Source organism: Arthrobacter sp. SLBN-112 (assembly GCF_030944625.1).
GTDB lineage: Bacteria > Actinomycetota > Actinomycetes > Actinomycetales > Micrococcaceae > Arthrobacter.
In genome coordinates, this window is record NZ_JAUSXY010000001.1 from 3,133,824 (window position 1) to 3,160,505 (window position 26,682).

Sequence of the window (26,682 nt, forward strand, 5' to 3'; positions counted from 1 at the left end):
GTCCTGGTGGAACTGCAGGTGGGGCATGGGACGCTGGCCACGTCCGCGGGGGCCCGGTTCGTCGCACTCTTCAGCGACACATTTTCGGCGGTTGACGATCCCCCTGCCCCACCGTTGCAGGTATCCACCCTGTACCTGCAATGCCGGCTCCGGCCGCAGGAGCTGACCGCACTCCTCGCTGCCGATGCCGCACACGGAATTACCGAACGCACCATCTACCGCGTGTGGCCGCGACTACATTGTCCGTCCCCACATCGACAGGTCCGCAGCCACGGTGCAGGCCGATGCGGCCCTCCGCACCTTCGGGGCCTCCGGCCGCGGAAGCGTGTGGGCCGTCATCGACTCGGGCATCGACGGCACGCATCCGCATTTCCTGCCCCGCCCTGCGGGAAAAACGGACAACCTGCACGACCCGCGGGTGGCAGACCTCCACCGCGACTTCACGGTACTCGTCAACGGACCCGATGCCGACGGTTCGGCTCCCCAGGACGCAGGCGCCGTCCGATCAGCCAGGGACCTTATCCCGGACGACCCGGCACCCGCCCTGGTGGACGACGTCGGACACGGAACACACGTCGCCGGGATCATCGCCGGCTCCGCTCCCCCGGCCGCCCTCATCATGATGAGCCGGTCCACGCCGGACGGGCTGCCGGAATGGACGCCGCGGGAACTGGACCCCGGCCGGTCCCTGTCCGGCCTGGCCTCGGAGGCCCTGTTGGTGAGCCTGAAGGTCCTCAACAACCAGGAGCACACCCTGTCCAGCGCGGTCATCGCCGCACTGAACTACGTCAGGGCGGTCAACTCCTACGGCCGCAACCTGGTGATCCACGGCGTCAACCTTTCACTCGGCTGCGATTGGTATCCCGGTGACTTCGCCGCCGGCCAAAGCCCCCTGTGCCGGGAGATCGACCTGCTGGTGGGCTCCGGCGTCGTGGTGGTGGTCAGCGCCGGCAACGGGGGCGACGCGCGGGACGACAACGGCGACTTCTACGGCCGGCTCTCCACCATCACGGACCCGGGAAACGCGGCCAAGGCCATTACGGTCGGTTCAACGCACCGCGACCAGCCGCACGTCTTCGGGGTGTCATACACGTCCTCCAAGGGGCCCACCCTTGACGGGCGCCTGAAGCCGGACCTTGTGGCCCCCGGCGAACGCATCACCTCGGCAGCAGCCGGGAAGAACCGCCGCCAGGTGCCGGGCTTCAAGGACGCAACGGCCCCCATGCCCTGCTACATCGAGGACAGCGGAACCTCGATGGCTGCCCCGCACGTTTCCGGCGCCATCGCGGCGTTCCTCTCGGCACGGCCGGAATTCATCGGCAAGCCGGAGGTGGTCAAAGACCTGTTCATGCAGAATGCAAGCTCCCTGGGCCGGCACCCGTTCTTCCAGGGCAGCGGCCTGGTGGACCTGATGCGGGTCCTGAACTCGATCTAGCCACCCACCAGCCAGGAGCAGCCATGACCGGTCGCATCGGGAACCTCGACTACTACGAGCTGGCGTTCGCCGCCGATGGGAGCGCCGACCCGGACAACCCGGCAGACGGTGCTGCCTTGGCCGCCGCAGTTGCCGACGGCGGCATCCGTGACATCTTCGTCCTCTCCCACGGCTGGAACAGCGATGTCCAGTCCGCGCGCAGCCTCTACCAGTGGATGTTCGGCAATCTGTCCGACCAGCTGGGGCAGCGGGCGGAAGGCTGCGCCGCTGTCGGAATCATCTGGCCGTCCCTGCTCTTTCCCGAGGACCAGCCGTCCGCAACACCGGGGACCCCTTCCACGGGGGCAACACTGGCGGCGCACCTCGCCCCCGCGTTCCCCCGGAAGGAGCAGGACCTCGGCGCGATCGGAGACTTGCTGGACCGGCAACCGGAGGATCCGCATGAACTGGAACGCTTCCACCACCTTGCCCTCGGGCTGGTCAGCTCCCCCGTGCCGCCGCCCGAATCCGAGGACTCCAACCTGCAGGCAGCTTTGGCGGCCACCACAGCGCCGCTCCTGACCCATGCCGCGGCGCTCGCCGCCCCTTCACAGTCGAGCGCACAGGACATTGGGAACCCGTTCGGCATGCTGTGGAAAGGGGCGCGTGAGGTACTGCGTGCGTTCAGCTACTACGAAATGAAGAACCGTGCCGGCGTCATCGGCAACCAGGGACTGGGCCCCTACCTCGGTTCACTCGCGGGCCCCGGCGGCCAACCCCGCATCTACCTGATGGGACACAGCTTCGGGGCCCGGCTGGTGGCGAACGCGCTCGCCGGCCTGCCCGCCGGCGCTGCCGGCCCCGCCAGCCCCGTCAAGCTGGTGTACCTCATCCAGGGGGCCTTCTCACACTTCAGTTTCGCGTCCCCGCTGCCCACCGATCCCGCACGGTCGGGCCTCCTGGCATCCTGTACCGACCGGGTGGATGGCCCGTTCATCGCCACCTTCAGCAAAGCCGACCGTGCAGTGGGCACCTGGTACCCGACGGCAAGCTTCCTCCAGCGCCAGGACAACGAGGACGTCCATGACTTCATGTACCGCTGGGAGGGAATGGGCCATGACGGCTACCAGCAGGCCGGGGCAACGACGGTCGCCATGCGTCAGCCGGGTGAGTCCTACGGGTTCATGGCAGGCGGGTTCTATTGCCTTGATGCCAATGCCGTGATTTCCCAGGACCAGAACCCGTTCGCCGGCGCCCACAGCGATATCCAGCACGCCGAGGTGCTGTGGCCGGCCGTTGACGCCTTCACTGCCGCCGCTGCCGGACGTTGACGCTGCCCGGCCAAGGCCGAACCGGTGCGGACCCGCCGCCGGCCGTCCGTTTTCCGTTGCCGCAGGCAAATATCGGCCCAGCTCTGGACTCTTGGGCGGGGCCCAACCAGACTGTCTACAACAGCTGGCCTGACGCGCCGATGTCGACGGAAATTTCAACGGCGCGAAATGGGCGGCTGCATTTATTGGGGCTTTACCGTGATGCCTGTTCCTCGGCATTGAAAGGACCTGGTCATGCCGGATTTCACCGCATTCTTCCCGCTTATTGCCACCATTTTGGGGGTGCTTGTTGCCATCGGCTTTATTTGGGTGGCAACAAAATTGATGTGGAAGGTGGCCGAACCCAACGAAGCCCTGATCATTTCCGGGCTGACGCGCGGAACCCTGGAAACCCGGGCCGGAATGGACTTCAAGATCGTCACCGGCAAGGGCGCCCTGGTGCTGCCCGGCCTCCAGACGGTGCGGACCTTGTCGCTCACGCTGAATGAAACCGAACTCAAGGTTTCCTGCGTTACCTCCCAGGGCATCCAGGTGATCGTAGAGGGGGTTGTGATTTACAAAATCGGCGATGCCCCGCCGTTTATCGCCAATGCGGCCCGCCGCTTCCTGGGCCAGCAGCCCAAAATGGAAAGCCAGGTCTATAACGTTTTCGAGGGCCATCTGCGCTCCATTATCGGCAGCATGACCATGGAAGAGATCATCCGCGAGCGGGACAAGCTCGGTTCGCAGGTCCGCAGCGCGAGCGGCGTTGAGATGGAGAAGCTGGGCCTGGTGGTGGATTCGCTGCAGATCAAGGACCTGCAGGATCCCACCGGCTACATCCAGAACATCGCCAAGCCCCACATCGCGCAGGTGAAGATGGAAGCCCGCATTGCCGAGGCCACCCGCAACCGCGAGGCCGCCGAGAAGGAGGCGGAGGCTGCCGCGCTGATCGCCGACGCGCAGAGCGTCTCGGCGATAAGGCAGTCAGTGGCGCAGGCCAACGCCGAACGCGCGAAAGCCAATGCTGCGCAAGCGGGCCCACTTGCAGATGCCACGGCCCGGCAACAGGTGGTGGTGCAGGAAACCGAAGTTGCCAAGCTGGAGGCGGACCGCGAAGAGCAGAAGCTCCAGACCACCATCCGGAAGCCCGCCGACGCGAAGGCGTACGCCAAACGCACCGACGCGGAAGGCCAGAAGGCTGCCGACATCTCCGCTGCGGAGGCCCTTGCCCGGCGCACCGAGCTTGAGGCCACGGCCAATGCCCGCCGAACGGAACTGCAGGCCCAGGCCAACGCCAACGCGGCGGCTGCTGCCGCCGGCGCCACCAAGGTCACCGGCGAGGCTGAGGCCGCGGCCACCAAGGCCAAGGGTGACGCGGCAGCCTCGGCCATCAAGGCTAAGGCCTTGGCCGAGGCGGACGGTATCAAGGCCCGGGCCGAAGCCCTGGGCACCAACCAGGACGCCGTGATTTCGCAGCAGCTCGCCGAGAACATGCCCGCGATCATCGCCGCGGCGGCCGAGCCCTTCTCACATGTGGGCCAGATGACGGTCCTGAACGGCGGCGAGGGCGTCAACAAGATGCTGGGCGGGATCCTGGCACAGGTGGGTGATTACCTGCCGGCCCTCTCCTCCGCGCTCCGAAAGGGCGACGAGGGCAAGCGTCCGCCCAAGGCTCCCGGCGCGTAGAGGGCAGCCGATGCACAAGGAGGTGGACCGGAGCCTGACGGGCAGGATTGGGCGGGTGACCGGCCGCATCGGGCCGGGCACCATCGGTGAAGTCATGCTGCCGTACCTGGGCGGCATAATGGCTTTCCACGCCTACCCGTATGACAAGACAAGCGGCTTCGCGGTGGGCGAGGAAGTGCTTGTGATCTACTACGACCCGCCCCAGACGGTCTACGTGGACCAACTGCCGGACGTGTTGAAGCACCCGGCGTAAACGCCCAAGCCCCGCCGCCCTTCCTAGCGGCCGCCCTCCATCTTGCGGCTGCGCTGCTCCTGCGCCATCGGCCCGTACGGGTAAACGCCCGCCTGCGGCAGGCTGGCTTCGGTCAGGCGGCTGACTTCATCGTCGCTGAGCCGCAGATCGGCCGCAGCCATGTTGTCGGCGAGCTGCCCGGTGGTCCGGGCTCCCAGAATCACCGAGGTGACTGCCGGCCGGTCCGCCAGCCAGGCCAGCGCCACTTGGGCCGGGCTTACCCCATGGCCTGTGGCGATGTCTTCCACGGCGTCAATGACGGTCCACGTGCGGGGGTTGTCATTGCGCGCCTTCCACGCCTCCATGCCGCGTTCGGGGTTCTCTCCGAGGCGCGTAGCACCGGCCGGACGCTGGTCCCGCTTGTACTTGCCGGACAACCAGCCGCCGCCCAACGGGGACCACGGCAGCAGGCCGATCCCCGCATCGAGCGCCGCCGGGACAATTTCGAATTCGATATCCCGGACCAGCAGGCTGTACTGCGGCTGCAGGCTCACGGGCGGGTTCCAGCCCTGGGCGCGCGCTGTGTGGACGGCCTTGGTCAGTTGCCACCCCAGGAAGTTGGAGAATCCGTAGTAGGCGATCTTGCCACGGCTTACGGCGTCGTCGAGGAAGTGCAGGGTCTCTTCCAGGGGCGTGACCGGGTCCCATGCATGGAGCTGGTAGAGGTCGATCTGTTCCACTCCCAGCCTGCGGAGGGAATCATCCAAGGCGCGGGTCAGGCGCCGGCGCGAGGTTCCGACGTCGTTCGGTGCCGTTCCCATCGGGAAACGTCCCTTGGTGGCGATGACCGCCGTGTCCCGCAGCGCAGGCCGTTGGGCGAGCCACCGCCCGATGATCTCCTCCGAGGTCCCGGCACTGTAGACGTCGGCGGTGTCGATGAAGTTGCCGCCCGCGGCAAAGTAGCTGTCCAGGATGGCGTGCGAATCTTCCTCGCTGGCTTCCGCGCCGAATGTCATGGTTCCGAGCGCGTAGTTGGTCACGACGGTGCCGCTGTGGCCCAGGGTTCTGTACTGCATGGTTGTCCTCACGTTCAGTGGTGGGTTTGTGGAACGTTCCGGCCGGCCGCATCGCGGGTGCCGGTGCGGATCCGGTACAGGCTTGTGGTCGCGGTGATGTAGAGGTCCCGGCCGTCCGGGCCGCCGAAGCAGAGGTTGGAGACGGTTTCCGGGACGTCAATGGAAGCCAGCAGCTCGAAGGCCGGTGAATAGACCCTGACGGCGGGGCCCGCGGAGGTCCAGATCCTGCCCTCGACATCCACCCTAAGGCCGTCGGCTGCCTGGCCCTCGGGCAGTTCGACGACGACCCTGCCGGGTCCGCATGCCCCGTCGCGAAGTCCGTAGGCAACGATCCTCAGCGGCACCCCGTAGCGGGCCCCGGCGGTGTCCGCCACGTACAGGAGGGTCTCATCCGGGGAGAATGCCAGACCGTTGGGGTGCACGAGGTCGGTGATCACGGCGGTAAGGGTTCCCGACGCCGGATCCAGCCGGAACACGTAGCAGCCTCCGTACTCCTGCTCCCCCTCGTGCCCCTCTGTGGTTCCTGGAAGGATCCCGTAGGGCGGGTCGGTGAACCAAATAGAAGCGTCGCTGGCAATGACGACGTCGTTGGGCGAGTTCAGCCGGCGGCCCTGGTACGAGTCAACCAGGCCGGTCACCGTGCCGTCCCGGTCCCGCTCCACCCGGCGCCGTCCGTGGCTGCACTGCACCACGCTGCCGTCGACGTCGAGCGTGCGGCCGTTGGTGAACTCGACGTCCCGCGCGTACTCGCCGGCAGCGCCGGTGGCGGGGTCGAATTCCAGGATGCGGTTGTTGGGAATATCGCTCCAGCGCACGATCTGCGTCGAGGGCACCCACAAAGGCCCCTCAGCCCAGAACGAACCGGTGTGAAGATGCTCCAACGCGCCAGTCATCAGTCCCTCACCCATCGAAGCCCCTTTGCGGTCCAGGTTGTTGCAGTGTGTTCGACTAGGCGAAATGCACGGCGTTCCATTCGAGCAGCGTGGGGTCCGCAAGGCCCTCGGTAATGAAAGGATCGCCGGCAACGAACGCCTCGGCATCACCGCGTGAAGTGAATATGCCCATGGAGCTGAGGCCGGGTTCGGGAGACTGGAAGGGGCCCAAGGCGAGCAGCCCTTCCCCGGCGGCCCGGAATGCCTCGTAATAGGCTTTGTGGCGGGGATAAATGTCCATGACCTTCGACCGGTCGACGCCCTCACGCAAGCTGTAAATCACGACGCATTCCATGCTCCCGAACTTACCCTAGGCCTGGTTTTGCGTTTGCGGGACGCGCAGGCTGCCGTACCTTTCCATCCGGTGCCACCTCAGGTGCACCCCGGCCACAGCCGTAACTACGGCCTGGATCACCACAAGATACATGAGCTGCCGGTAGACGAACTGCTGGAGGGGAAGCGTCCAGAGCGGTCCGAGCCGTTCTTTATCAAGTCGGAAAGCGTAGGCGGCCATGAGCAATTGAACCGCCAGGAAGACCAGCCAGAGCGCCGCGATCCGCAGGGGGTCAAGGAAGACCAGGCCATACAGGGCAAAGACATCGACGATGGGCGCGAAAAGGGGAAGCAGCACCTGCAGGACGAGAAGGTAGCCGAGCCCGCGCCGGCCCAGCTTGCCTGCCGCACCGCCCTGCACCACCGCACCCCGGTGCTTCCACATCGCCTGCAGCGTGCCGTAGCACCAGCGGTACCGCTGGCGCCACAGGGCGCCAATGCTCGCCGGCGCCTCCGTCCAGGCCCGGGCGTCCTCCTGGTACACGACACGCCAGCCGTCCCGGCACAGCGCCATGGTCAGGTCCGTGTCCTCGGCAAGCGTGTCGTCGCTGACGCCCCCGACGTTGATGAGCGCGCCGAGGCGGAAGGCGCCGATCGCTCCGGGGACAGTGGGCATGCATTCGGCTACGTCGAACAGCCTGCGGTCCAGGTTGAAGCCGACGACGTACTCGATATGCTGCCAGGCGCCCAGGATGCCTCCGCGGTTGGCCACCTTGGTATTGCCCGAAATCGCCCCGACGCGCGGGTCGGCAAAGGGCTGGATGAGGGCACGGACCGTGTCCGGCTCGAAGACGGTGTCACCGTCGACCATGACCACAAGATCGTGGCTCGCGGCCTGGATGCCGGCGTTCAAGGCGGAGGGCTTGCCCCCGTTTTCCTTCCGGATGACGGTAACCCCGGGCAGGCCGAGGGCCTCAACGATGTCCGCCGTCCCGTCGGTGGACCCGTCGTCAACCACGATGACTTCAACGGGGTGCGAGGAGGCCACGATGGAGCGGACGGCGGCTTCGATGCCGGCGGACTCGTTATAGGCAGGGACGATCACCGTTACCGGCTCGGTGACAGCCGGCCCCACCATCACATCAACGCGCCGGCGGCCCCGCCCGGCCTGGGGTAGGCGCCGCGCAGCACGGCTGTGGCGCGCGGCGAAGAACATCACCAGGAGGGCACGGACGAAAGTGACTACGCCTGCGGCAACGAGGCCCCACGAGATGGCCGTGACGACGAAATCGCTGAGCCGGATGCCCCAGACGAACGCAGAGCCGCGGATCTGCTCGAGCCCGGAAGCGGGGCGCATGCTGTCAACACCAACGGCGTCACCGACGGTGGTGATGTGGTAGCCCTGCTCGGAAAAACGCGAGAGCGCGGAGTCCAGCGCGGCTACTGTTTGTTCCCGGTCGCCGCCACCATCGTGCATCAGCACCACCTGGCCCTGCGGCCCCTTCGGCGTCAGGTTCTTCTCGATCGCCTCGGTGCCTGGCGTCTGCCAGTCCTCGCTGTCCATGCTGCTCAACACGGTGAGGTATCCGTCATCCGCCAGTCCTTCAAGCGCGGACCACGAGCCGTTCGTGAGGGCCTCATTCCCGGAGGTGTAGGGCGGTCGCAGCAGGGAGGCCGTCTGGCCGGTGACCCCCACGATCGCATCCTGGCCACCCTGCACCTCAAGTTCGCGCCGCCATTCGGCCGCTGAACCGAGGTCGGTGTGGGTCAGCGTGTGCACCCCGATTTCGTGGCCCTCGGCCACTATGCGGCGCAGAAGATCCGGGTTGTCCACTGCGGCCGAACCGACGACGAAAAAGGTTGCATGGACATGGTGTTCCCGGAGGACATCAAGGATGCGGGGCGTCCACACTGGGTCGGGGCCGTCGTCGAAAGTCAGCGCGATTGTATGGTCCGGCGGGCTGACGCTGCGCACCGCTCCCCCACGGGAATCCAGTACCGGGCCGCCGTGGGACACAGCGTTCGGAACATTATCGGCAGAGGGGTCCACGGGCACAGAGTCGGCGCCGACTCCGCCCAAATGATGAAGGTAACCCTGCACCGCCAAGGCGAGGCCCAACGCCACCAGCGTGGCCAGGAGGACAAACCAATGGGCTCGAACATTGGCGGGGACGTTGCTGTTGGCGGGTTTGGAGCCCGTGTTCCGGCGACCCATGCTAGGGGTGCGAAGGGGGAGACGGCCGGGTAGTTTGGCCCGGTGGCAGGGCCTCCACGCCGGGGGCCGTCCCGCTTGAGCCAGGGGCGGTCCCGCTCTTTCCCGGTTCGGAGGGTGCAGCAGTGGGAACCGGAGCAGCAACAGTGCCAGCGGGGGCTGCGGGCGCGGCGGCGCCCGCAGGCGATGTACCTGGTCCGCCCACGGGCGCGACGACGGCAGTGTCCACAGGGGGTGCAAGTGGTCCGCCCGTGGGCGCAGCCGCCGGGGACTGCACCAGGACCGGCACGGCGCCTCCGGGGTCTTGGGGGTCGGCCGAAGAAGGGGGTGGTGCCGGCGTTCCGGATGGCTTTTCGTGCGGGCCTGCAGCTGCCGTCAGAGGCAGGAAGGGTGCGGAAACTCCGGAGCCGCCGATAAACCCGGCCAGCACGAGGACGACGTAGCCTCCGACGAGTCCGAGGACGGCCAGGCCGATCATCCGGACGCGTCGGAGTCGCCGTCCTGAGGCGTCAACGAACACGGGTCCGCGCCGTGATGCGGGGTGCGGCTGATCTGAAGTCTCTTTAGGGGCTATCATCGAGCATCAATTTTAGGGGACACGGAATAGGTACCACAAAACTCCGTCGTGGTTCCCTTGTACGGCCCCTTGACCTGGATCGGTGCGGAGCGTATACCGGGACTGTTATCGTGCTGGCCCCCGCTGGGCCCTGTATGGAGCCGGCTGCCCTGGTCTTCGACACAAAATATCTGGAGTTGTGATGGGTAGCGAACGTTTCGCACCCTCAGCGACGAAGCGCTGCGTACCGCCGTCGACTACGCCCCGGGCATTCCCAGCGTTCATTCCGCCAACCACTTCTATCCAATCGACGGGGCGGTCCAGCGGGTGGCGCCAGAGGCCACCGCTTTCGCGTACCGTGACGTTGACTTCGCGCCGGTCATCGCGGCGCAGTGGCCCGACCCGTCAGAGAACGAGAGGAACATTGCCTGGGTCCGGGAATACTGGGCCGCGCTGCATGAGTTCTCCGAACCCGGCGGCTACCTCAATTTCCAGGACGCCGACGACCAGTCCAGGATTGAGGACACCCTCGGATCGAACTATGCGCGGCTTGCCCGCCTCAAGGCAAAGTATGACCCCGACAACTTCTTCCATGTGAACCAGAACATCAAGCCCGCCCCGGCCGCGGCGACGCCGGCACCGGAGGCGCCACCGCAGCAGGACGCCGCGCCACCGGCGGCACATCCGGCCGAGGGCGCCGCAACGTCCTGAGGCGCGGTTGGCCCCTGCAATGGTCAGGGGGCCAGGCGCGTGTCAGCCTTTCGCCACCGCGAGCCAGCTGATGACAGGGTCCGAAGCTCCGGCCTTCGTGACCGTGTAGGTGACCGTGGCAGGTTCGGCAAGGGTGAAGGAAACTGTCCCGGTGGCCGTCAAGCCCGGGGTGAGGTTCACGGGCGTGCCGTTGAAGGTTGTCGTTCCGATGGTTACTGCCTGCGACATTGGCCGGTTAACTCCCCACCATTCGTTGAATCCGGCGGTCAGCGTGTACGTGCCGGCGTCAAGCGGGAGGCGGTACTGGATGGGTTTGCCGGAGCCTGCCCAGAGTCCGGTGGAGTATTTGTCCGCCAGGTCTGTACCGCCTTTGACGGTGATCCCGTTGGGAACGTAGCCCCAGGACGTTGCCGCCGTGGAGGCTTGGTCGGCGTTGCCGTTCCGAAGCGGCAGCAACGCGGCGACGGCTTTGAACTGCGGCGAGGATTGGGCGGCGGTGACGCCGGAATCTATGTAGTAGGCAAGTCCGGCGGGGACAACCTCGAACTTGGCCGTGAACAGCTGCTGTTTGCCGTCCACGTAGGCGTCGTTCGTCCATCCGGTAGCAGGGAAGCCCGAATATGCCGTCCGCGCGGCAGACTTGCTGGCGTTGGACCAGGTAACGGGATGGCTCTGACCGTCGATGACAACCGTGGCTGGGAGGCTGCCGGTAGTGGTCAGGGCACCTGCGAGGCCCAGGTCCTTTTGGGTGTCCGTGACGTTGGCCGGCGTCAGGGCGTTCCAGGCGTTCGTGAGCCGTTGGACGAGCTGGGCCACGCCCGTCGTGTCCAGTCCGGGCTGTCCGTTGGAGGCTGCCTGGGCAGCGCTGCGTGTGGCCGCGAAAACGCTCCAGCTGGCCGCGGAATAGTCCGCAGCTGTAGGAGTGCCGACGGCATCGAGTGCGTTTGTGATCGGTGCGGTGTCCACCGTCCCTTTCACCACGCCGGCAATCGGTTCGAAGGCGTCGACGACGAGCGTCCCGGCTTTCAGGGTGAAGGTGGCGGTGTGGGCCCCGTCGGGCAGCCCGCGGAGGGTATAGGCCGCCTGCCGCTTGCCCGAGGCCACCGTCCCGGCGTTCCTCGCCAAGGGGGCCCCGTCCACCGAGACGTCGAGCAGGGCGGTGCCGTTGTTTCCGCCCATGACATCGACGCCGGTGCCCGTGAAGGGCACGGTGATGGTGGAACCGGCAGTGGAACTGGTTGAGGTAGTGCGGTTCCAGTTCATCGAATCACCGTTGGCTGCCTGGCGGGCCCACGTCCCGGCGTGCTGAATGGCCGGGTCCATGTTGTCGATAAGGCCGCCGGCATACGCGGTGTAACCCGGGACGGTCCGGACCGTCAGGTTGTCGAATCCGGTCTTGTAGAAGCCGGAGCCGAGGTTCACCCGGCCGGCGAGTTCGGGGGCGGCATCCTGGTAGGTGGCAACAACCTTGCCGTCGATCGCTGCGGTGACCGTGTTGCCTGCGCCTGTCAGGGCCAAGTTGTATCCAGGTTCCGGGGCGACCGTGCCGCTCTGCACGGCAGTGTCGTGCTTGTACAGCGTCCACGCGCCGGATGCCTGGACGCGGATGTTATATGCGGCGCCGCCGATGGTCATGCCGTTCTGTTGGCGGATGCCAAGGGTTGCCAGGCCGCCGGCCGGGTCGGGGAAGGAGACGTCGACGGCGGCGGTGTAGTTCTGCCAGCGGTAGTCGCCCACGAGGGTGTTGGGAGAGGCCGGGTTCCAGGCTTTGGTGTCCTTCATGGACTGGTCGAGGTATTGGTAGAGCACATGGCCGCCGGCCGGACCGGCACCAACTTCCCAGGCACCGGTTTGGTCAACCATGTAGCGGGGCTGGTTTCCCCTGGATTCCAGGTAGCCCTGGACGGACCGGGTGGCGCCTTGGGTGCTGCCCTGCGGGGCTGCGGGCAGGGTGCCGCGCGAGTTGCCGTAGGGGGTGATGGCCCGTCCGGAACCGTTGGCCACCCCGACCTGGACGGGTCCTTCCTCGGTGTATTCGAAATCATCCGCGTACAGGAATTCATCCGAGGTGTTGGACTTTTTGCCGGTCGCGTCGGTATCCAGGACGGACGGGGCCGGAGTTTGCGGGAGCCGCTGTGCCATGGCCGGGTCGCTGCTCTTGTTCAGTGTGGTGAACGTGGCAATGGAGCGTGGGTTGACCGTATAGGAGTAGTTGCCGTCGGCGTCGGGTGTGATGGTGGCTGCCAGGTGGAGGTAATTCGCGTCGCCGGCCTGGCCGGGATCCGCGGCGCGGGTTTCCCAGACTTCCAGCCGGTTGTTGCCCAGCTTCATGTTCCGCGCCTTGATGCTGTAGGTCTTGACCTGGTCGCTGTCGTTCACCACTACGGTGGAGAAGTCTTTCTTGTCCGGCGCCGCAAGGGTCAGGTAGCTGGGTGCCCCGGTGGCGCCGTCGAGGTTTTCGGTGCCGCTGACTCCGCTGTAGCTGGCCTGCGGTACAGCACGCCAGATCCCCGCACTGTTGGCGCTGTTCTCCCAGCCCATGGTGGCGAACTGGGTGAATTGCCGGAGCACGTACAGGGATGCGTCGTAGTGGATGCTGCCGGACCAGGGATCGTTGGCCGTGATGAGCTGCTTGCCGCTGTACTGGGCGCCGTCGTAGAACGAGCCGATGGCCGGCTGGAAGATGTAGTGGCTTCTCTTGGAGTCCGCGAAGCCCTTGACCAGGCGGTTGGCGACATCGAGCGCGCTCTGGACGCCGCCGATCCCGGTGCTGGCACCGCCCGGGCCCTCGGTGTTGTTTTCCCGGAATTCGGTCTTGCCGAAGGTGGCCACGCCCTCGCTGTACCAGACTTCCTTGTCCGCGCCGGTGGGAGTCTGGCCCTGGGCCAGTTTGGTGTACGGCATGTTCGTGCTGCTGTCAGCCGCGCCGTCGTACCTGTCTGCCGTGGTGTAGTGGTAACCCACGCCGTCCACTGCCTTGAAGAGCTCGGCGTCGGTCAGCATGGCAGGGCCGATGTTCTTGGACGTGTTTTCATCCGAGGCGATGAGCTTGATCGCCTTGTAGGCCGCTGCGGCGTCATTCTGGCGGTTCGCCGGAATGCCGTAGCGCGGATCCGCGAAGTCGGTGTCGGAGACGATGGCGCCCTTGTACCACTTGACGAACGCCGTGTCCGGCTTGCTGGTCTCGTTGGTATCGGGGTCCACGTAGTCCACCATGTAGCCGTAGCGCGTATAGGCGTCGAGGACGGTCTCTTTGTACCACTTGTAGACGGCGTCGTAGCCTGGGCCGGAACCTTGGTTCCAGGCGTTCTGGACCCATTCCGGCATGGTCCAGCGGAGGATGGATACCTTCAGGTTGGCGTTGACGGTCTTTGCGTCGGCGGCCAGCTGGAAGCCCGGGGACCGGGAGGAGTCGGCCAGTTCGTCCGCGGTGCGCATGGTGGCAGGGTCGGAGCCGGTGGAGTTGTTGGTGTCCGATCCCATTTCGATCTTCACGTGGTCGATCAGGGGGTTGGGGCCGCCGAACATGGTGTCGATCATTTGCCAGTACTGGTCTGGGTGCTCCGCCTTGTAGTCCATGAGCAGGTTGCTGGTCGAGTTGGCGCTGACGAGGCCCAGTCCCTTGTAGGTGAGGCCATTGGCGTTGTCCGCCAGGACGTCGTTCCCGTCCACGAGGATCTGGACCGGAGCGTTGTCCGCCTGGGCGGTGGGAGCGGCCAGCAGTCCTGCGGCCAGGGCGGTGGCGGTAAGCAGCAGGACTGCCGGCCGTCCGCGGGTGGTTGAGGTCATTTGTTCGACAACTCCTTTGTGTCAATGAGCGTGGGTGCGGGGGTGCGTCAGGCTGCGGCAGGTGCGGTCCCTTGAAGCAGGCGGCCGGCTGGGTGTGCCCCGCTCCCAAACACTAAATGTGCTGTCACGTTCGATCCACGAAGTAGTCGCGGTTGATCAGATTCGATCCGCCCCGGTCACGTGTCCGGTCAGGCGGACTGGGGCCGGAGCTTCCCCCACACGTCGGACGGGTCCACGGACGTGCCGTCGGCAAACACGAACACGCCATCCGGGCGGAACCCGGCGGCGTCCAGTTCCGCGGTGAGTCCGCTCCCGCCGAGTCCGACGACGGCCGCATAGTCTCCGTCAGCTGCCGCACCGGCGGTGCCGGTCCACGGAACGGCCACGTGCTCCCCCACCGGGTGCGGTGTGGCCGACAGCCATGTGCCGGTGTCATCAAGGTCCTGCCCCCAGCTCACGGGACGGACCACGCTGCTGAGCACGGACCCGGCGGGGACCGGCCACCCGCCGATCCGCAGCCGTGCGCCCGCCCCGGACGCCCCGCGCACACGCACCAGTCGCAGTTCGACGGCGCCGCGCGTCATCGATACCACGGTCACTTCCGGACCGGGCGTGGCAGACCCCGCAGCTCCGCTGCCGTGGTCCGGACCGCCGTGGGGATCGATGGTGATCCAGTGCGTGGCCGCACGGGAGGCCCCCACCTGCACCCCGCCGGCGCGGAACTGGCCCAGGAACTCAAAACCGGTGCGGTGCGTCAGCCGCCCGCCGGCATCGGCGAACACCACGGCGTTGTCCAGGGACTCGGACTCCAGGTCCGGGAACGTGGCCGTGGAGTAGCCTAGGCGGGCGTACAGCGGTGAGTCGGCCACCCGGGTTCCGGGGTTGGCGTGGTCGGTTCCATGGTTGCGGACCCGGACTACGCCGTCCGCTGCCGTGCCGTCCACCTGCCAGCCCGGGGCGGTGATGAACAGCCGGGTGTCTCCGGTTTCCACCGGCAGCGGCTCCTCGACGGCGGTCCACACCGGGTGTTCCGCCGGAAGGGCCAGGCCCAGCATCCCCTTGGCCGCCCAGTAGGGTGAGCCTGCGCCGGAATAGGACTGCTTCATTCCCGGGAACTCGCCGTGGAACCCAATGGTAAGCAGGCCGTCGTCGTTCGTGGCCCCGCGGCCCATGAAGTACGCCAGGACACCGGACGCCGCCCGCCGCGAAACACCGGGGCTCAACCGGGTATGGCCCAGCAGCTGGCCACTCCAGAACGGGGCCGCGGCCGCAAAGCGGTAGATCAGGCTGCGGCCCTGCACCAGGGGCGCACCGTCGGCCCCCACCAGGTGGACGGCGTCGTCGAGGAAGTCCGCCAGCCGCCCGCCGTCCAGCGCCGCCCTTGCCTGCACCCGCGGATCCCCGGGCGCCATGAGTTGCAGCAACTGCGGATACACCTGGAAGGCCCAGCCCACGTAGTGGTCGTACGCGCGCTCCGGTCCGTCGGCGAACCAGCCGTGGCCGCGGTGGAGCGAGTCGTGGACGGCCAGGCCGGCGTCGATGTCCGCATCGGAGGACCTGCCGCCAACGCCGGCAAGGAACATTTCCACGACGATCTGGAACCACACCCAGTTGATCGGCGGGTATGTTTCGCCAATCACCGTCTCGAACCAGGCGATCAGCTGTTCCTGGACCCGGCGGGGCAATGTGTCCCAGAGGACGTCGCGGGTCAGGGCCAGGCCGACGGCCAGCGATGCGGCTTCCACTTTGGCCTGGTCCAGTTCGCCCGGCGTGGGCCAGCGGCCCGGGTTGGCAGGGTCGGTGCCGGCGTCGAGCCCCTGCGCGTACCAGTCCGCGAGCCAGCGTGTGCCTTGCGGGTCTCCCGCGATCCGGAAGGAGGCGAGCAGGAAGGTCCGGGCGAACGCTTCGAGCGAGTCGCTTCGGGGACCGTAGGCGCTGGTGGCGCCCGGAAGGAACAGGTTGGCGTGGTCGTCGGTGGCGAATCTGTGCGCCGAGCGCAGCAGGTGGTCTGCGTAGGCGCACCAGTGGTCGCGGGTGAGCCCGGTGAATGGCGACAATTCCCGGTCCAGCGGGGGAAGGACAAGGGCGACGGGACGTGCAGGGACAGGCATGGGTTCCTAGGTTGGGCTGGTTGCCCGCGGGCCGGGCAGTGGGTGGCCGCTGCGGGGCGGCATCATGTTTACAGCGAGTCCAGCAGCACACCCGTGGCAGCGCGCGGTGCCCCCACCGATGAATCACGCAGGATCAGGTCGGGATTCAGTTCCACCCGGTGCACCGGCCGCATCCGTCCTTCGGCGAGCCGGGCGGCCATGAGCTGCACCGCCACCTTGCCTACGTACTGCTTGGGCGGGCGGACGGCTGAAATGGCGGGTTCGCCGAGGTAGGCCACCTCGTCGTCGTATCCCACCACCGCGAGGTCCCCCGGCACGGCCAGGCCGCGGTCCACGCAGTGCTGGACGAACGCGACCGCCTGGGTATCCGAATGCACCAGCATGGCGGTGGTACCGCTGCTGGTGCACAGTGCCAGCACCTGGTCGAAGTGCTTTGCCCGTTCACCGTTGACGTGCTTCACCGAGTCTTCCAGGACCGCTCCCTGGACCGGAATCTTGAGCGCGGTGAGGGCCTGTTGCCAGCCCCGGACAACATGCGGGCTGGTGGGGCTGGCGGAGTCCGTCAGGCAGCCGATCCGCCGGTGTCCTTCCTGCCACAGGTGCCGTACGGCCATACCGGCGCCAAAGGAGTGGTCCGTGGCCACCCACTCGAGCCGGTGCGCCGGAACCTCGGGCGGCGAGCGCCGCTCGGCCAGCACCACCGGGATGGGCAGGGCATTAAGCCACCGCAGCAGGTCCTGTCCGTGCTCCCCGCCCATGTCCGGCGCCACGATCAGTCCGTCGATGTTCTGGGTATCCAGGAGGGCCTGGACCTGCCGGCGGTTGTCTGCCGCGTCATAGGCGGACCCGCGGACCAGGATCCGGAGGTTCTGAACTTCCGCTTCGGCGCGCGCCCCGCTGATCACCTGCGGCCAGTAGTAGTCCAGCGACGGGACCACCATGCCGATCGAATAGCTGTGGTTTGCGGGCCGGCCCGCCGCGGCGCGGTCCAGGGGGCTGGGCAGCGTGGCACCGCCGTGGACCCGGGACACAAGCCCTTCATCGGCCAGGGTGTTCACGTCGCGGCGGATGGTCAGCTCACTCACCCCGAGCTTGGCCGCAATGTCCCTGACGGTGATGGCGCCGTGCGCGCGCAGCTCCTCCATGAGCCGTTCCCTGCGCTGCAGCGAAAACAGCGACTTTCCTTCCGCGCCGGGGGATTTTTCAGGACTCATGGTGTTGCCTCCACTGTAAGGGTGAATGCGCCTGCAGTGCCGGACGGGGTTGGCACGCGGAAGCGCAGGCGGGTGAGTCTCGGTCCCCAGACAGCGGACAGCAGCGGGTCTTCAAGGTGCCATTCGTCCACGAGGACGACGGCGGATCCCGGCTCCCAGCGCAGGGCGGCTCCCCGTGCGGTTGCCGCGGCGCCTCCCGAGTCCGCTCCGGGGATACCGGCCGGGTGGATGTCCGCGCTGCCCTCCGGACCGACGCGGACGGTGCCGGCCGCCAGGAAGGTGATGTCGACGTCGGACGCAGGCCCGTGCGGCGCTGTCCCGTGCGAGACTCCTCCGTGCGGCCCGGCCGGGAGGTCCCAGCGGTCCGCAATGGTGATCCGGCCCGTGGCCCGGTCCAGGGTGGCCGTGCGGATCCACTGGTGCGGCTGCATTCCGTAGGCTGCGCCCAGCGCGAGTTGAAGGCCCGGGTGCTCCGCGGTGGGCTGCTCCAGGACCTCCGCCGCGAATTGGCTGCCTGTTCCCTGCTCCATTCCGAGGGGAGCGGGGACATTGTGCCAGTTGCTCTGCATGGCACGGATTTCGTAGCGGTCCGGACCAAACGTCTTGGCGGTGTAAGTGGGCTGGCCCGCATCCACCAGCAACGGCGTGCCGTCCACGGCAACCACCACCGATCCGACGTCGCGGTGGTTGTGGTGTTCGCCGTTGTGGCCGCCCTTTGCGGCAAGCAGCAGGCCGCGGGTGGAACCTGCTGTTTCCCGGGCCACCATGATCTGGACGGAGGGCAGGTACGTGAACGGCACCAGCGGGACGGTGTCCTTCACGCCCTGGTGATGCTCGGGCGCCGGTGCACCCCGGAACAGCGAGTGCAGGACACGGCCCAGCCCGGCGGCCGCATCCGGCGACCCGGCGATCATCGAGGCTGCGTGCTGTGCCGCGTCCCCGTCCCCCAGGCGCACCGCCCAGCGGTGGAGCATGTCCCACGGAAGTGCCGCGGCGGCGCGTGCGGGACCGTCCGCGACGTTCAGGAACCATGTGCCGCCGATGTGCATCCGGTGCGGGAAGGCAACGAGCTCCCGGACTACCGGCAAGCCGGCACCGAGGGCGCCACCGGTGGCCTCCTCCAGCAGGGCCAGGCCCTCCAAGGCCCGGCCCGCCCCGTTCCACCAGTAGGCAAATCCTTCGTCGATGGCGCCGTCCGCGGGGATGGAGGCCAGGAAACGGTCCATGCCCTCGATGCAGCGGGCCAGGACCCGGGCCTGCAGGCCGGGATCGTCCACCAGGAACAGCGCGGCGGCGATGAGGTTCGAATGGATCCACGGATTCCAGTTGTGGACATCACCGTCCAGGCCCAGCCAGTGCCAGTCGAGCCGCTCCAGGAAGGGCCGGATCACACGCCGGTGGGTTTCCTCGCGCAGGCGCCGCCGCAGGCCGGGGGCCCGGCTGTCCAGGCCGGCGCCCAGGACGTGGTCCAGCCAAGCCAACTGGGCAGCCACCTCGCCCGCGCCCAGGTCCAGGAACGGCTGCCCTTGGTCCGGCACCACCTCCCCGGAGCGGCGGAAAATGTCATCGTGTGCCGCCCAGCACCAGGAGCTCTGTTCGCAGAGAAGGGAGGCGCCGTCCACAACCTCATCAAGCCACAGCTCGGCTTCACCGCGGTCAGTGGCCGTCAGGGCCATTACCACGGCACGGGTGAGCCTCTGCTGGCGGGCGGCCACCAGATCCTCATAGGCGGTGCGGTTGCCGTCACGGAAGTATCGCGCGTATTGGGAAACCAGGGGCTGCGGCCAGGCGGTTCCGCGTTCCTGGGCTGCCTGATGCTGCAGCGGCGCCAATCCGGTGCCGGCCACAGAGTGCCAGGCCGGATCGCCTGCCGGACGGACGGGTATGCGGGCCTTTGCGCCATCGAGTGCGCGCAGCAGTTCATCAGGGTGGGCGTGCGTTCCCCACGCCGAGGCAAGGGGGGCGCCGGGCGGCAGTGCCACGGCGGGGGTCAGCTGAGCTGGCATCAAAAAATCGATTCTGTTGTTCGATCTTGATCGTTTAAGAACGATACAGGTTATCTTGGTTGTTCTGTCTTGTTCATGAGTATGTACTGATTGTTAGATGTGATGCAAGACATGAACAGCGGTCCGATCCGCTCTCCACCCGACAATGAAAGGAGGCCCGAATGTCGCGTAAACCCAAGGCCCTGCTGGTCATGAACCAGGGAACATTTGCCGACCAGTTCGATTCCATGCGGTTCGAACGGCTGGCGGGCCTGGTGGACCTCGGCGAAGCGCCGTGGACCGACTCCCTGGAAGACCCGGCGTTCGCCGGCCACCTGGCCGACGTCGAAATCCTGCTGACCAGCTGGGGAGTGCCCCGCCTTGATGCACCCGCACTGGCGCGGATGCCCAATCTGCGCGCGGTGTTCCATTGCGCGGGCACGGTCCGCAGCTTCGTCACTCCGGAGTTGTGGGAACGCGGCATCCTGGTGACCAACGGCGCGGACGCCAACGCCATCCCGGTGGCCGAATTCACCTTCGCTTCCATCGTGCTGGCCGGCAAGAAGGCCCACGTGCTCGCGAACGACGCAAGGATGCACCGCGAGGACTGGGGCTATGCCACGGCGCGCGGGGAACTGGGTAACATCGGCCGGGTGATCGGCGTGATCGGGTTTTCCCGCATCGGCCGCCGGGTGGTCCGGCTGGTCCAGCAGCTGCAGGACGTGACCTGCCTGGTCAGCGACCCCCATGCGGACCCCGCGGCCGTGGCGGCCGCCGGCGGGAAGCTGGTGTCCTTGCGTGAGCTGCTGGCATCCTCGGACATCGTGACGGTCCATGCCCCGGCCCTGCCGGAGACGCGCCACATGATCGGCGCCGCCGAGCTGCAGGCCATGAAGGACCACGCAACACTGATCAACACAGCGCGCGGTTCACTGGTGGACACCAAGGCCCTCGAAACGGAGTGCGCCACGGGCCGGATCCAGGCCCTGCTGGATGTCACCGAACCCGAACCGCTCCCGGCGGACTCGATTCTTTACGACCTTCCCAACGTGGAGATCACCCCGCATATCGCAGGCTCCCTGGGCACGGAAACCCGGCGGATGTCCGATGCAGCACTGAACGACCTCGAACGCTACCTGACCGGTCAGCGACCCGCGGCGCAAGTGGTCTCGGCAGACCTCTCCCTCAGCGCCTGAACAGCCCCACGCCGCACACGCGGCACACACACCAAAACCTCAAAGGAGAACGCAATGAAGCGCAGGACTTTCACCGCCATGGCGCTGGCCGTCACCGCAGGTCTCGGCCTGTCCGGATGCGCCGGCGCCGCAGGCACGGCACCGCAGGCCCAGGACGGCAAGACCACGCTGACGGTATCCGTGTGGAACTACGAAGGAACACCTGAATTCAAGGCCCTCTTCGACGGCTATGAAGCCAGCCACCCCAACGTCCATATCGAACCCGTGGACATCCTGGCCGACGACTACCCGCAGAAAGTCACCACCATGCTGGCCGGCGGCGACACCACCGACGTCCTGACCATGAAGAACGTCATTGACTACGCCAGGTACGCCAACAACGGGCAGCTGCAGGAAATCAACAGCGTGGTGGACACCGTGGGCAAGGACAAGCTGGCAACCCTTGACGCCTTCAACATCAACGGCAAATACTACGCAGCCCCGTACCGCCAGGACTTCTGGCTGCTCTACTACAACAAGGATCTCTTCAAGGCAGCCGGTATCGATGACCCCAAGGACCTGACCTGGGACAAGTACGCAGAGATCGCCAAGAAACTCAGCGGCACCGCCCCCGACGGCAAGAAGGTCTACGGCACGTACCAGCACATCTGGCGCTCGGTGGTGGAAGCCGTCTCCGCGGCACAGAACGGCAAGGACCAGAACAGCGGCGACTACGGCTACTTCAATGACCAATACAGCATGGCCCTTGACCTGCAGAAGAGCGGCGCCACCCTGGACTACGCAACGGCCAAGAGCCAGAAGACCAGCTACCGGACCATGTTCGAAAGCGGCCAGGCCGCCATGATGCCTATGGGTACCTGGTATATCGCCGGCCTCCTGCAGGCCAAGAAGGACGGCAAGACCAACGTCAACTGGGGCCTGGCACCCATGCCGCAGAAGGACTCGAACGGCAAAGTCACCACCTTCGGCTCCCCCACCGCCTTCGCCGTGAACAAGAACGCCACCCACTCGGACGAGGCGAGGAAGTTCATCGAGTGGGCCGCCGGGCAAGAGGGAGCCAAGGCCATCTCCAAGGTGGGCGTGGTCCCGGCACTGCAGGACGACGCCGTGACGGACGCCTACTTCAAGCTGGACGGCATGCCCACGGACACCCTGTCCAAGAAGGCATTCGCACCGGACAGCACCGCCCTGGAAATGCCCGTCAGCGACAAGTCGGCGGCCACGGACAAGATCCTGAACCAGGAACACGACCTCATCATGGTCGGCGAAAAGTCGGTTGCCGACGGAATCGCCGAGATGGGCAAGCGTGTCAAAAGCGAAGTCTTGGGCCAGTAACAGGCAGCCATGACAACCAAAACCATCACCCCGGCCGCCGCGCCTGTAGCAGCTCCGGCGCCCGGCCGGGGGAACCGGAAACAGGCGCGGCGCAACACCCTGATCGGCTGGACGTTCATCCTGCCGAACTTCCTGGGATTCCTGGCCTTCACCCTCATCCCGGTACTGGCCGCATTCGCCCTTTCCTTCATGGAATGGACCTCCTTCAGTGCCCCCAAATGGGTGGGGCTGGCAAACTTCCAGCGGATGCTGGCCAGCGACTCCTTCTGGGTGGCCCTGCGGAACACCGTGGTCTACGCGATCGGGCACGTGCCGCTGACCATGGCCCTGGCCCTGCTGCTGGCCATGCTCCTGAACCGCAAGCTCAAAGGCATCGGCTTCTTCCGGGTGGCCATCTTCTTCCCGTACATCACCTCCCTGGTGGCGGTCGCCGTCGTCTGGAACATGCTTTTCAGCCCGGACAACGGACCCATCAACCAGTTCCTGCACACGATCGGCATCGCCAACGCGCCGGGCTGGACCTCCAGCTCCGACTGGGCGCTGCCCGCCGTCATCATCACCAGCGTCTGGCGGGACATGGGCTATTACATGGTGCTGTACCTGGCGGGCCTGCAGGCCATCCCCGCGGAGCTCTACGAGGCAGCGGAGGTTGACGGCGCCAGCGCCTGGCAGCGCTTCTGGAACGTCACCATTCCGTCGCTGCGCCCCACCACTTTCTTCGTGGTGGTCATGCTGACGGTCTCCAGCTTCAAGGTCTTCGACCTGATCGTGGTGATGACCAACGGCGGTCCCGGCCGCTCCACCACGGTGCTGTCCCAACTCATTTACCAGGAGGGCATCGGCGAAGGGAAGTTCGGCTACTCATCCGCGATCTCGCTCGTGCTTTTCCTGATCGTGCTGACGGTCACCGTCCTGCAGTTCAAGATCCAACAGCGGAGGGAACGCTGATGACCAACATGGCCGAAGACCTCAAGGCCGAGGCACCCTTCCTGGGATCCAGCGCCCCTGCCGCGGAAGACCGCCGTCGTACAGACCGCAAGCGCTCCCCGCGCGAGCAAAAGAAACGCACCACGGACGTGGTGATCTACGCCGTGCTGGCCGTGCTGGTGGTGGCGCTCATGGTGCCGTTCATCTGGATGGTGTCCTCTTCGCTGAAGGAGAACAACCAGGTCCTCACGGTGCCCATCCAGTGGATTCCCAGCGAGTTCGTGTGGAGCAACTACACGGACATCTGGACCCGGATCCCCATGATGGGGTACCTGCAGAACTCGCTGTACCTGGCCGTGATCATCACATGCCTGCAGGTGCTCACCGGATCACTGGCCGCCTACGGCTTCTCCAAGGTCCGTTTTCCTGGCCGGGACGTCCTGTTCCTCTGCTACATCGGCACCATCGCCGTGCCGTGGCAGGCTTACATGGTGCCGCAGTACATCATGATGCAGAACCTGGGGCTGACCAACAGCTTCAACGCCCTGATCCTGCTCCAGGCGTTCGGCGCCTTCGGCGTGTTCCTGATGCGGCAGTACTACATGACCATCCCGGACGAACTGTGCGAGGCAGCCCGGATTGACGGCCTGAGCGAATACGGGATCTGGGCCCGGGTGATCCTGCCGCTGTCCAAGCCCGCCTTGGCCAGCCTGGCGCTGCTGACGTTCGTGAACACCTGGAACGACTACATGGGCCCGTTCATCTACCTCACCTCCAACCGGCTCTGGACCGTACAGCTGGGGCTGCGTTCGTTCGTGGGCCAGTTCGACGCCGAGTACGCCATGATCATGACGGGGTCCGTCATCTCGGTGATCCCCATCCTGGCCATCTTCCTTCTCGGCCAGCGGTACTTCATCCAGGGCATCGCCACGAGCGGGATGAAAGGATGACATCCGCGGCGCAGCACCCCACGCCCCGGCAGGGAGAGCCCACGCGGCGCGGCCTGGCCGGGCGTATTCCCAGCCCCGGGTTCGACGCGTTTGGCAGCATCTTCGGCTTCATCTACACGTTCCTGGCCGGGAATGTGCTCATGGCGCTCGCCAACGCCCCGCTGGTGCTGTGCCTTGCCCTGGTGGCGGACCCGGCAGCAGCATGGCCCTTCTTCCTGGCGCTGTCCGTCACCGTCGCGCCATCGCTCGCCGGGCTCTTCGCCTCCTTCCAGGCATTGCACGACGACGGTGCCGCGGCCAAGCCGGTGGCCTCCTTCCTGCGGGGCTACCGGCGCGGTTTCCGGCGGGCGGCCCCGCTGGGGCTTGCGGCCGTGGCGGTGCTGCTGTTCCTTGGCGTGGACCTGGCCATCGTGCAGTCCATGCCGGCCGCTGCGCTCCTGGTGCCGGTGATCGTGGTGGCTGCCGCGATGACCGTGAGCGTCGCTGTGATGGCGATTGCCGGCGTCGTGCTCCTTCCCGGCAACGCGCTGAAAAGCCTGCTCAAGGCGTCGCTTTACCTGTCCGTCCAGCGCTGGTACCTGAGCCTGGCCATGCTGGTGCTGCTGGGGATCATTGCATCCGCGGCCCTGCTGCAGCCGGTGCTGGGCGTGGCACTGGCGCCGGCACCGCTGCTGTTCGTGGCCTGGAGCAACGCCGCCTACGCCTATTCCTCAGTCCTGCCGGACCTTGGCCCGGACGAAAAGTAGGTCCCTGGCCCGGAGGCAGCTGCGGAGGCCGGCGACGGATGCCGCAGGCCGTCGTCGTTAGAGGATCCGCTGGTACATGCGGTGGTCCTGCCACTGGCCGGCGATCCGCAGGTATGCCCGGGCGGTGCCGTAGGCCTCAAAGCCGTTCTTTTCCAGCACCCTTTGCGATGCCCTGTTATGGACCAGCGTGGCGGCCTCGAGGCGGTGCAGGCCGAGTTGGGCCTTGGCAATGATCATCGCCGCGGACAGCGCCGACGTCATGAGTCCTCCCCCTTGGGCGGCCTGGGCGGTCCAGTAGCCAACATGGGCGTTTTGGAAGGCGCCGCGGACGATCGAGCTCAGGTTCAGCAGGCCGACAACTGCATTGCCTCCCACCAGGACCATGGGAAGTGCGGTGCCGTCGTCGAGGTCCTTCAGCCGCCGGGTAAGGACCTCATGCTGGCCCTGGACCGTGTAGAACTCCTCGGGCCTGACCGGTTCCCACGGTGCCAGGTAGGCGCGGTTGGCCTGGAACGCTGCGGCCAGCGGCGCGGCATCGGACAAGTGGACGGGACGCAGGACGATGCCGTTGGCGAGTTCGCAGGAGAAATCCACGCGCCCAGACTACCGCCGGGTGCGCGCGCCGGTCTTCGTCGGCCGGTGTTACTGCGCGGTACCCGTGCTAATTCGGAGCGCCCGTCTTGGCGGCATAGGCAGTGGCTTGGGCGCGCACCTGCCGGATGTAGGCATCGGATTGGTTGTAGGAGTAAATGGCATCCGTCCACCCTTGCGGGGTGGTCAGGTCCCGGCCGTGGACGCACAGATACGTTGCGGCAGCGAGGGCGGCGTCGTCCAGGTTGAACGGGTCCGCAACGCCGTCGCCATTTCCGTCCAGGCCCGCAATCTTCCAGGTGGAAGGTATGAACTGCATCGGTCCCACGGCATGGTCCCAGCGGGCGTCGCCGTCCAAGGTGCCGCCGTCCGTGTCCGGGATGGCGGCGAAGCCGGCGCCGTTGAGGCTTGGGCCCACAATGGGACCGGTTGTCTGGCCCGCGTTGTTTAGGCTCCCGCCGCCGTAAGTTCCGTGCGCTGATTCGACGAAGCCCACGGCCGCCACCGTGTTCCAGCCGATCCCGCACCCCGGATTGGAATCGTTGGCAGTGGCGGCCGCCGCAACATAGGCACGGAGCGAGGAAGCTGGGATCCCGGTCCGCGCGGCAGCCTCCGCAAGCCACTCTGCATCCGGGGTCCTGGTCACGTTCACCGCAGTGGTCATGCCGGCAGAGAACACGTCAAGCTTCACGTCCGCCCGCGGCGGCGGCGAAAAGACCCCACGGGCATCAGCGGGCAGCTGCCGGATGGCCCAGAACGACAATGCGGTCAGGACGCACACCAAGAACAGGCAAAGAACCAGGTAGCGTTTCAAACGGAGCACTGACCAATCAAACCATTCCCTGCCACGTCAGCTGTACGGCTGGGTACCATCAGGCATGGGCAGAAGGAATTACCTGGTGGAGGGTGGTTCAGGGACCGGCAAGACCGCGGTGTGCAATGAATTGCGGCGGCGCGGCTTCCACGCCATCAACGGCGACCGGGAACTGGCCTATCAGGGTGATCCGGAAACCGGCGAACCACAAGCAGGCATCACCGGTGTCTCGGCGCACCGTCACCACATCTGGCGGGTAGGCGACGTGGAAGCCCTCATCTCGGACCGCAGTGAGGCGGTGACGTTCTTCTGCGGCGGCTCAAGGAACTTCGGGAAGTTCATCGACCTCTTTGACGGCGTCTTCGTCCTTGAGGTGGACCTGGAGACGTTGAACCGCCGGCTTGACGGGCGCCCCCATGACGAATGGGGTGGGCTACCGGCGGAACGGGCCTTGATTGAGCACCTGCACAGGACACGGGAGGACATCCCGTCTGCCGGCATCGTGATCGATGCCACCGCACCGCTCCAGGACGTCGTGGACGAGATCCTGCGGCGGGTCCGGGCGACCGGTTCGGCCTGATCTTCCCGGGGTTGCCGGCTTGAAGGCGGTAAGTCGGTG

The 26,682-nt window shown here is 66.6% G+C and carries 22 protein-coding genes; 11 read left to right on the top strand and 11 right to left on the bottom strand.

Annotation, left to right across the window (positions count from 1 at the left end; all coding sequences use genetic code 11):
- Positions 1–184: 184 nt before the first annotated feature.
- From QF050_RS14695 to QF050_RS14710, 4 genes are all read left to right on the top strand, one after another.
- Positions 185–1,435 (top strand): S8 family serine peptidase, encoded by a 1,251-nt coding sequence (locus tag QF050_RS14695; RefSeq protein WP_308931076.1) that lies wholly within the window; start codon positions 185–187, stop codon positions 1,433–1,435.
- A gap of 23 nt (positions 1,436–1,458) precedes the next feature.
- The gene (locus QF050_RS14700; RefSeq protein ID WP_308931077.1) at positions 1,459–2,745 is read left to right on the top strand and encodes a serine/threonine protein kinase; all 1,287 of its coding nucleotides are present in this window, start codon (positions 1,459–1,461) and stop codon (positions 2,743–2,745) included.
- A gap of 234 nt (positions 2,746–2,979) precedes the next feature.
- Positions 2,980–4,413 (top strand): SPFH domain-containing protein, encoded by a 1,434-nt coding sequence (locus QF050_RS14705; protein WP_308931078.1) that lies wholly within the window; start codon positions 2,980–2,982, stop codon positions 4,411–4,413.
- Positions 4,414–4,423: 10 nt separating this feature from the next.
- Complete coding sequence (locus tag QF050_RS14710) at positions 4,424–4,666, top strand: hypothetical protein (RefSeq protein WP_308931079.1); 243 nt, start codon at positions 4,424–4,426, stop codon at positions 4,664–4,666.
- Between the two features lie 23 nt (positions 4,667–4,689).
- On the opposite strand, the gene QF050_RS14715 is transcribed toward QF050_RS14710, so the two are convergent.
- Genes QF050_RS14715 through QF050_RS14735 form a run of 5 tightly spaced genes read right to left on the bottom strand, consistent with a single transcriptional unit; the run spans position 4,690 to position 9,715 of the window.
- Entirely contained in the window at positions 4,690–5,721 is a 1,032-nt protein-coding gene (locus QF050_RS14715; RefSeq protein ID WP_308931080.1) for an aldo/keto reductase, read from the bottom strand.
- 14 nt (positions 5,722–5,735) lie between these two features.
- Positions 5,736–6,629 (bottom strand): SMP-30/gluconolactonase/LRE family protein, encoded by an 894-nt coding sequence (locus tag QF050_RS14720; RefSeq protein ID WP_308931081.1) that lies wholly within the window; start codon positions 6,627–6,629, stop codon positions 5,736–5,738.
- 40 nt (positions 6,630–6,669) lie between these two features.
- A complete protein-coding gene (locus QF050_RS14725; RefSeq protein WP_308931082.1) occupies positions 6,670–6,936 on the bottom strand; it encodes a hypothetical protein in 267 nt (88 codons plus the stop codon).
- A gap of 27 nt (positions 6,937–6,963) precedes the next feature.
- Positions 6,964–9,141 carry a glycosyltransferase gene (locus QF050_RS14730; RefSeq protein ID WP_308931083.1) on the bottom strand — a complete coding sequence of 726 codons (2,178 nt, stop codon included), beginning with the start codon at positions 9,139–9,141 and terminating at the stop codon, positions 6,964–6,966.
- Between the two features lies 1 nt (position 9,142).
- Positions 9,143–9,715, bottom strand: coding sequence for a hypothetical protein (locus QF050_RS14735; protein ID WP_308931084.1), 573 nt, complete (start codon positions 9,713–9,715; stop codon positions 9,143–9,145).
- A 306-nt stretch (positions 9,716–10,021) separates the two neighbouring features.
- On the opposite strand from QF050_RS14735, the gene QF050_RS14740 reads away from it, so the two are divergent.
- On the top strand, positions 10,022–10,405 hold the full coding sequence (locus QF050_RS14740) for a BBE domain-containing protein (RefSeq protein ID WP_308931085.1): 384 nt from the start codon (positions 10,022–10,024) through the stop codon (positions 10,403–10,405).
- Between the two features lie 42 nt (positions 10,406–10,447).
- Here the strand turns inward: QF050_RS14740 and QF050_RS14745 are convergent, their stop codons facing one another.
- From QF050_RS14745 to QF050_RS14760, 4 genes are all read right to left on the bottom strand, one after another.
- The gene (locus tag QF050_RS14745; RefSeq protein ID WP_308931086.1) at positions 10,448–14,194 is read right to left on the bottom strand and encodes a hypothetical protein; all 3,747 of its coding nucleotides are present in this window, start codon (positions 14,192–14,194) and stop codon (positions 10,448–10,450) included.
- 188 nt (positions 14,195–14,382) lie between these two features.
- Positions 14,383–16,305 carry a DUF2264 domain-containing protein gene (locus tag QF050_RS14750; protein ID WP_308931087.1) on the bottom strand — a complete coding sequence of 641 codons (1,923 nt, stop codon included), beginning with the start codon at positions 16,303–16,305 and terminating at the stop codon, positions 14,383–14,385.
- Positions 16,306–16,373: 68 nt separating this feature from the next.
- Positions 16,374–17,519, bottom strand: a complete 1,146-nt coding sequence (locus QF050_RS14755) for a substrate-binding domain-containing protein (RefSeq protein ID WP_308931088.1) — start codon at positions 17,517–17,519, stop codon at positions 16,374–16,376.
- Entirely contained in the window at positions 17,516–19,525 is a 2,010-nt protein-coding gene (locus tag QF050_RS14760) for a heparinase II/III family protein (RefSeq protein WP_308931089.1), read from the bottom strand. The genes QF050_RS14755 and QF050_RS14760 overlap by 4 nt, the downstream gene beginning before the upstream one ends.
- Positions 19,526–19,686: 161 nt before the next feature.
- On the opposite strand from QF050_RS14760, the gene QF050_RS14765 reads away from it, so the two are divergent.
- Genes QF050_RS14765 through QF050_RS14785 form a run of 5 tightly spaced genes read left to right on the top strand, consistent with a single transcriptional unit; the run spans position 19,687 to position 24,658 of the window.
- The gene (locus QF050_RS14765) at positions 19,687–20,700 is read left to right on the top strand and encodes a hydroxyacid dehydrogenase (protein ID WP_308931090.1); all 1,014 of its coding nucleotides are present in this window, start codon (positions 19,687–19,689) and stop codon (positions 20,698–20,700) included.
- Positions 20,701–20,754: 54 nt separating this feature from the next.
- Entirely contained in the window at positions 20,755–22,035 is a 1,281-nt protein-coding gene (locus tag QF050_RS14770) for a sugar ABC transporter substrate-binding protein (RefSeq protein WP_308931091.1), read from the top strand.
- A 9-nt stretch (positions 22,036–22,044) separates the two neighbouring features.
- On the top strand, positions 22,045–22,983 hold the full coding sequence (locus tag QF050_RS14775) for a sugar ABC transporter permease (RefSeq protein WP_308931092.1): 939 nt from the start codon (positions 22,045–22,047) through the stop codon (positions 22,981–22,983).
- The gene (locus tag QF050_RS14780) at positions 22,983–23,912 is read left to right on the top strand and encodes a carbohydrate ABC transporter permease (RefSeq protein WP_308931093.1); all 930 of its coding nucleotides are present in this window, start codon (positions 22,983–22,985) and stop codon (positions 23,910–23,912) included. Before QF050_RS14775 ends, QF050_RS14780 begins: the two co-directional genes overlap by 1 nt.
- Positions 23,909–24,658: a DUF624 domain-containing protein gene (locus QF050_RS14785; RefSeq protein WP_308931094.1), complete on the top strand. Its 750-nt coding sequence runs from the start codon at positions 23,909–23,911 to the stop codon at positions 24,656–24,658. Before QF050_RS14780 ends, QF050_RS14785 begins: the two co-directional genes overlap by 4 nt.
- A gap of 57 nt (positions 24,659–24,715) precedes the next feature.
- On the opposite strand, the gene QF050_RS14790 is transcribed toward QF050_RS14785, so the two are convergent.
- Positions 24,716–25,252, bottom strand: a complete 537-nt coding sequence (locus tag QF050_RS14790; protein ID WP_308931095.1) for a GNAT family N-acetyltransferase — start codon at positions 25,250–25,252, stop codon at positions 24,716–24,718.
- Between the two features lie 67 nt (positions 25,253–25,319).
- Positions 25,320–26,072, bottom strand: coding sequence for a lytic transglycosylase domain-containing protein (locus tag QF050_RS14795; protein ID WP_308931096.1), 753 nt, complete (start codon positions 26,070–26,072; stop codon positions 25,320–25,322).
- Between the two features lie 55 nt (positions 26,073–26,127).
- Between QF050_RS14795 and QF050_RS14800 the strand changes: the two genes are divergently transcribed.
- Positions 26,128–26,643 (top strand): nucleoside kinase, encoded by a 516-nt coding sequence (locus QF050_RS14800; RefSeq protein ID WP_308931097.1) that lies wholly within the window; start codon positions 26,128–26,130, stop codon positions 26,641–26,643.
- The last annotated feature ends 39 nt before the right edge of the window (positions 26,644–26,682 follow it).

Excerpts from the sequence above, each read along its gene's own strand:
- QF050_RS14695 (WP_308931076.1), top strand. The coding sequence starts at position 185 with ATGCCGCACACGGAATTACCGAACGCACCATCTACCGCGTGTGGCCGC.
- QF050_RS14700 (WP_308931077.1), top strand. The coding sequence starts at position 1,459 with ATGACCGGTCGCATCGGGAACCTCGACTACTACGAGCTGGCGTTCGCC.
- QF050_RS14705 (WP_308931078.1), top strand. The coding sequence starts at position 2,980 with ATGCCGGATTTCACCGCATTCTTCCCGCTTATTGCCACCATTTTGGGG.
- QF050_RS14710 (WP_308931079.1), top strand. The coding sequence starts at position 4,424 with ATGCACAAGGAGGTGGACCGGAGCCTGACGGGCAGGATTGGGCGGGTG.
- QF050_RS14715 (WP_308931080.1), bottom strand. The coding sequence starts at position 5,721 with ATGCAGTACAGAACCCTGGGCCACAGCGGCACCGTCGTGACCAACTAC.
- QF050_RS14720 (WP_308931081.1), bottom strand. The coding sequence starts at position 6,629 with ATGGGTGAGGGACTGATGACTGGCGCGTTGGAGCATCTTCACACCGGT.
- QF050_RS14730 (WP_308931083.1), bottom strand. The coding sequence starts at position 9,141 with ATGGGTCGCCGGAACACGGGCTCCAAACCCGCCAACAGCAACGTCCCC.
- QF050_RS14735 (WP_308931084.1), bottom strand. The coding sequence starts at position 9,715 with ATGATAGCCCCTAAAGAGACTTCAGATCAGCCGCACCCCGCATCACGG.
- QF050_RS14745 (WP_308931086.1), bottom strand. The coding sequence starts at position 14,194 with ATGACCTCAACCACCCGCGGACGGCCGGCAGTCCTGCTGCTTACCGCC.
- QF050_RS14750 (WP_308931087.1), bottom strand. The coding sequence starts at position 16,305 with ATGCCTGTCCCTGCACGTCCCGTCGCCCTTGTCCTTCCCCCGCTGGAC.
- QF050_RS14755 (WP_308931088.1), bottom strand. The coding sequence starts at position 17,519 with ATGAGTCCTGAAAAATCCCCCGGCGCGGAAGGAAAGTCGCTGTTTTCG.
- QF050_RS14760 (WP_308931089.1), bottom strand. The coding sequence starts at position 19,525 with ATGCCAGCTCAGCTGACCCCCGCCGTGGCACTGCCGCCCGGCGCCCCC.
- QF050_RS14765 (WP_308931090.1), top strand. The coding sequence starts at position 19,687 with ATGTCGCGTAAACCCAAGGCCCTGCTGGTCATGAACCAGGGAACATTT.
- QF050_RS14770 (WP_308931091.1), top strand. The coding sequence starts at position 20,755 with ATGAAGCGCAGGACTTTCACCGCCATGGCGCTGGCCGTCACCGCAGGT.
- QF050_RS14775 (WP_308931092.1), top strand. The coding sequence starts at position 22,045 with ATGACAACCAAAACCATCACCCCGGCCGCCGCGCCTGTAGCAGCTCCG.
- QF050_RS14780 (WP_308931093.1), top strand. The coding sequence starts at position 22,983 with ATGACCAACATGGCCGAAGACCTCAAGGCCGAGGCACCCTTCCTGGGA.
- QF050_RS14785 (WP_308931094.1), top strand. The coding sequence starts at position 23,909 with ATGACATCCGCGGCGCAGCACCCCACGCCCCGGCAGGGAGAGCCCACG.
- QF050_RS14800 (WP_308931097.1), top strand. The coding sequence starts at position 26,128 with ATGGGCAGAAGGAATTACCTGGTGGAGGGTGGTTCAGGGACCGGCAAG.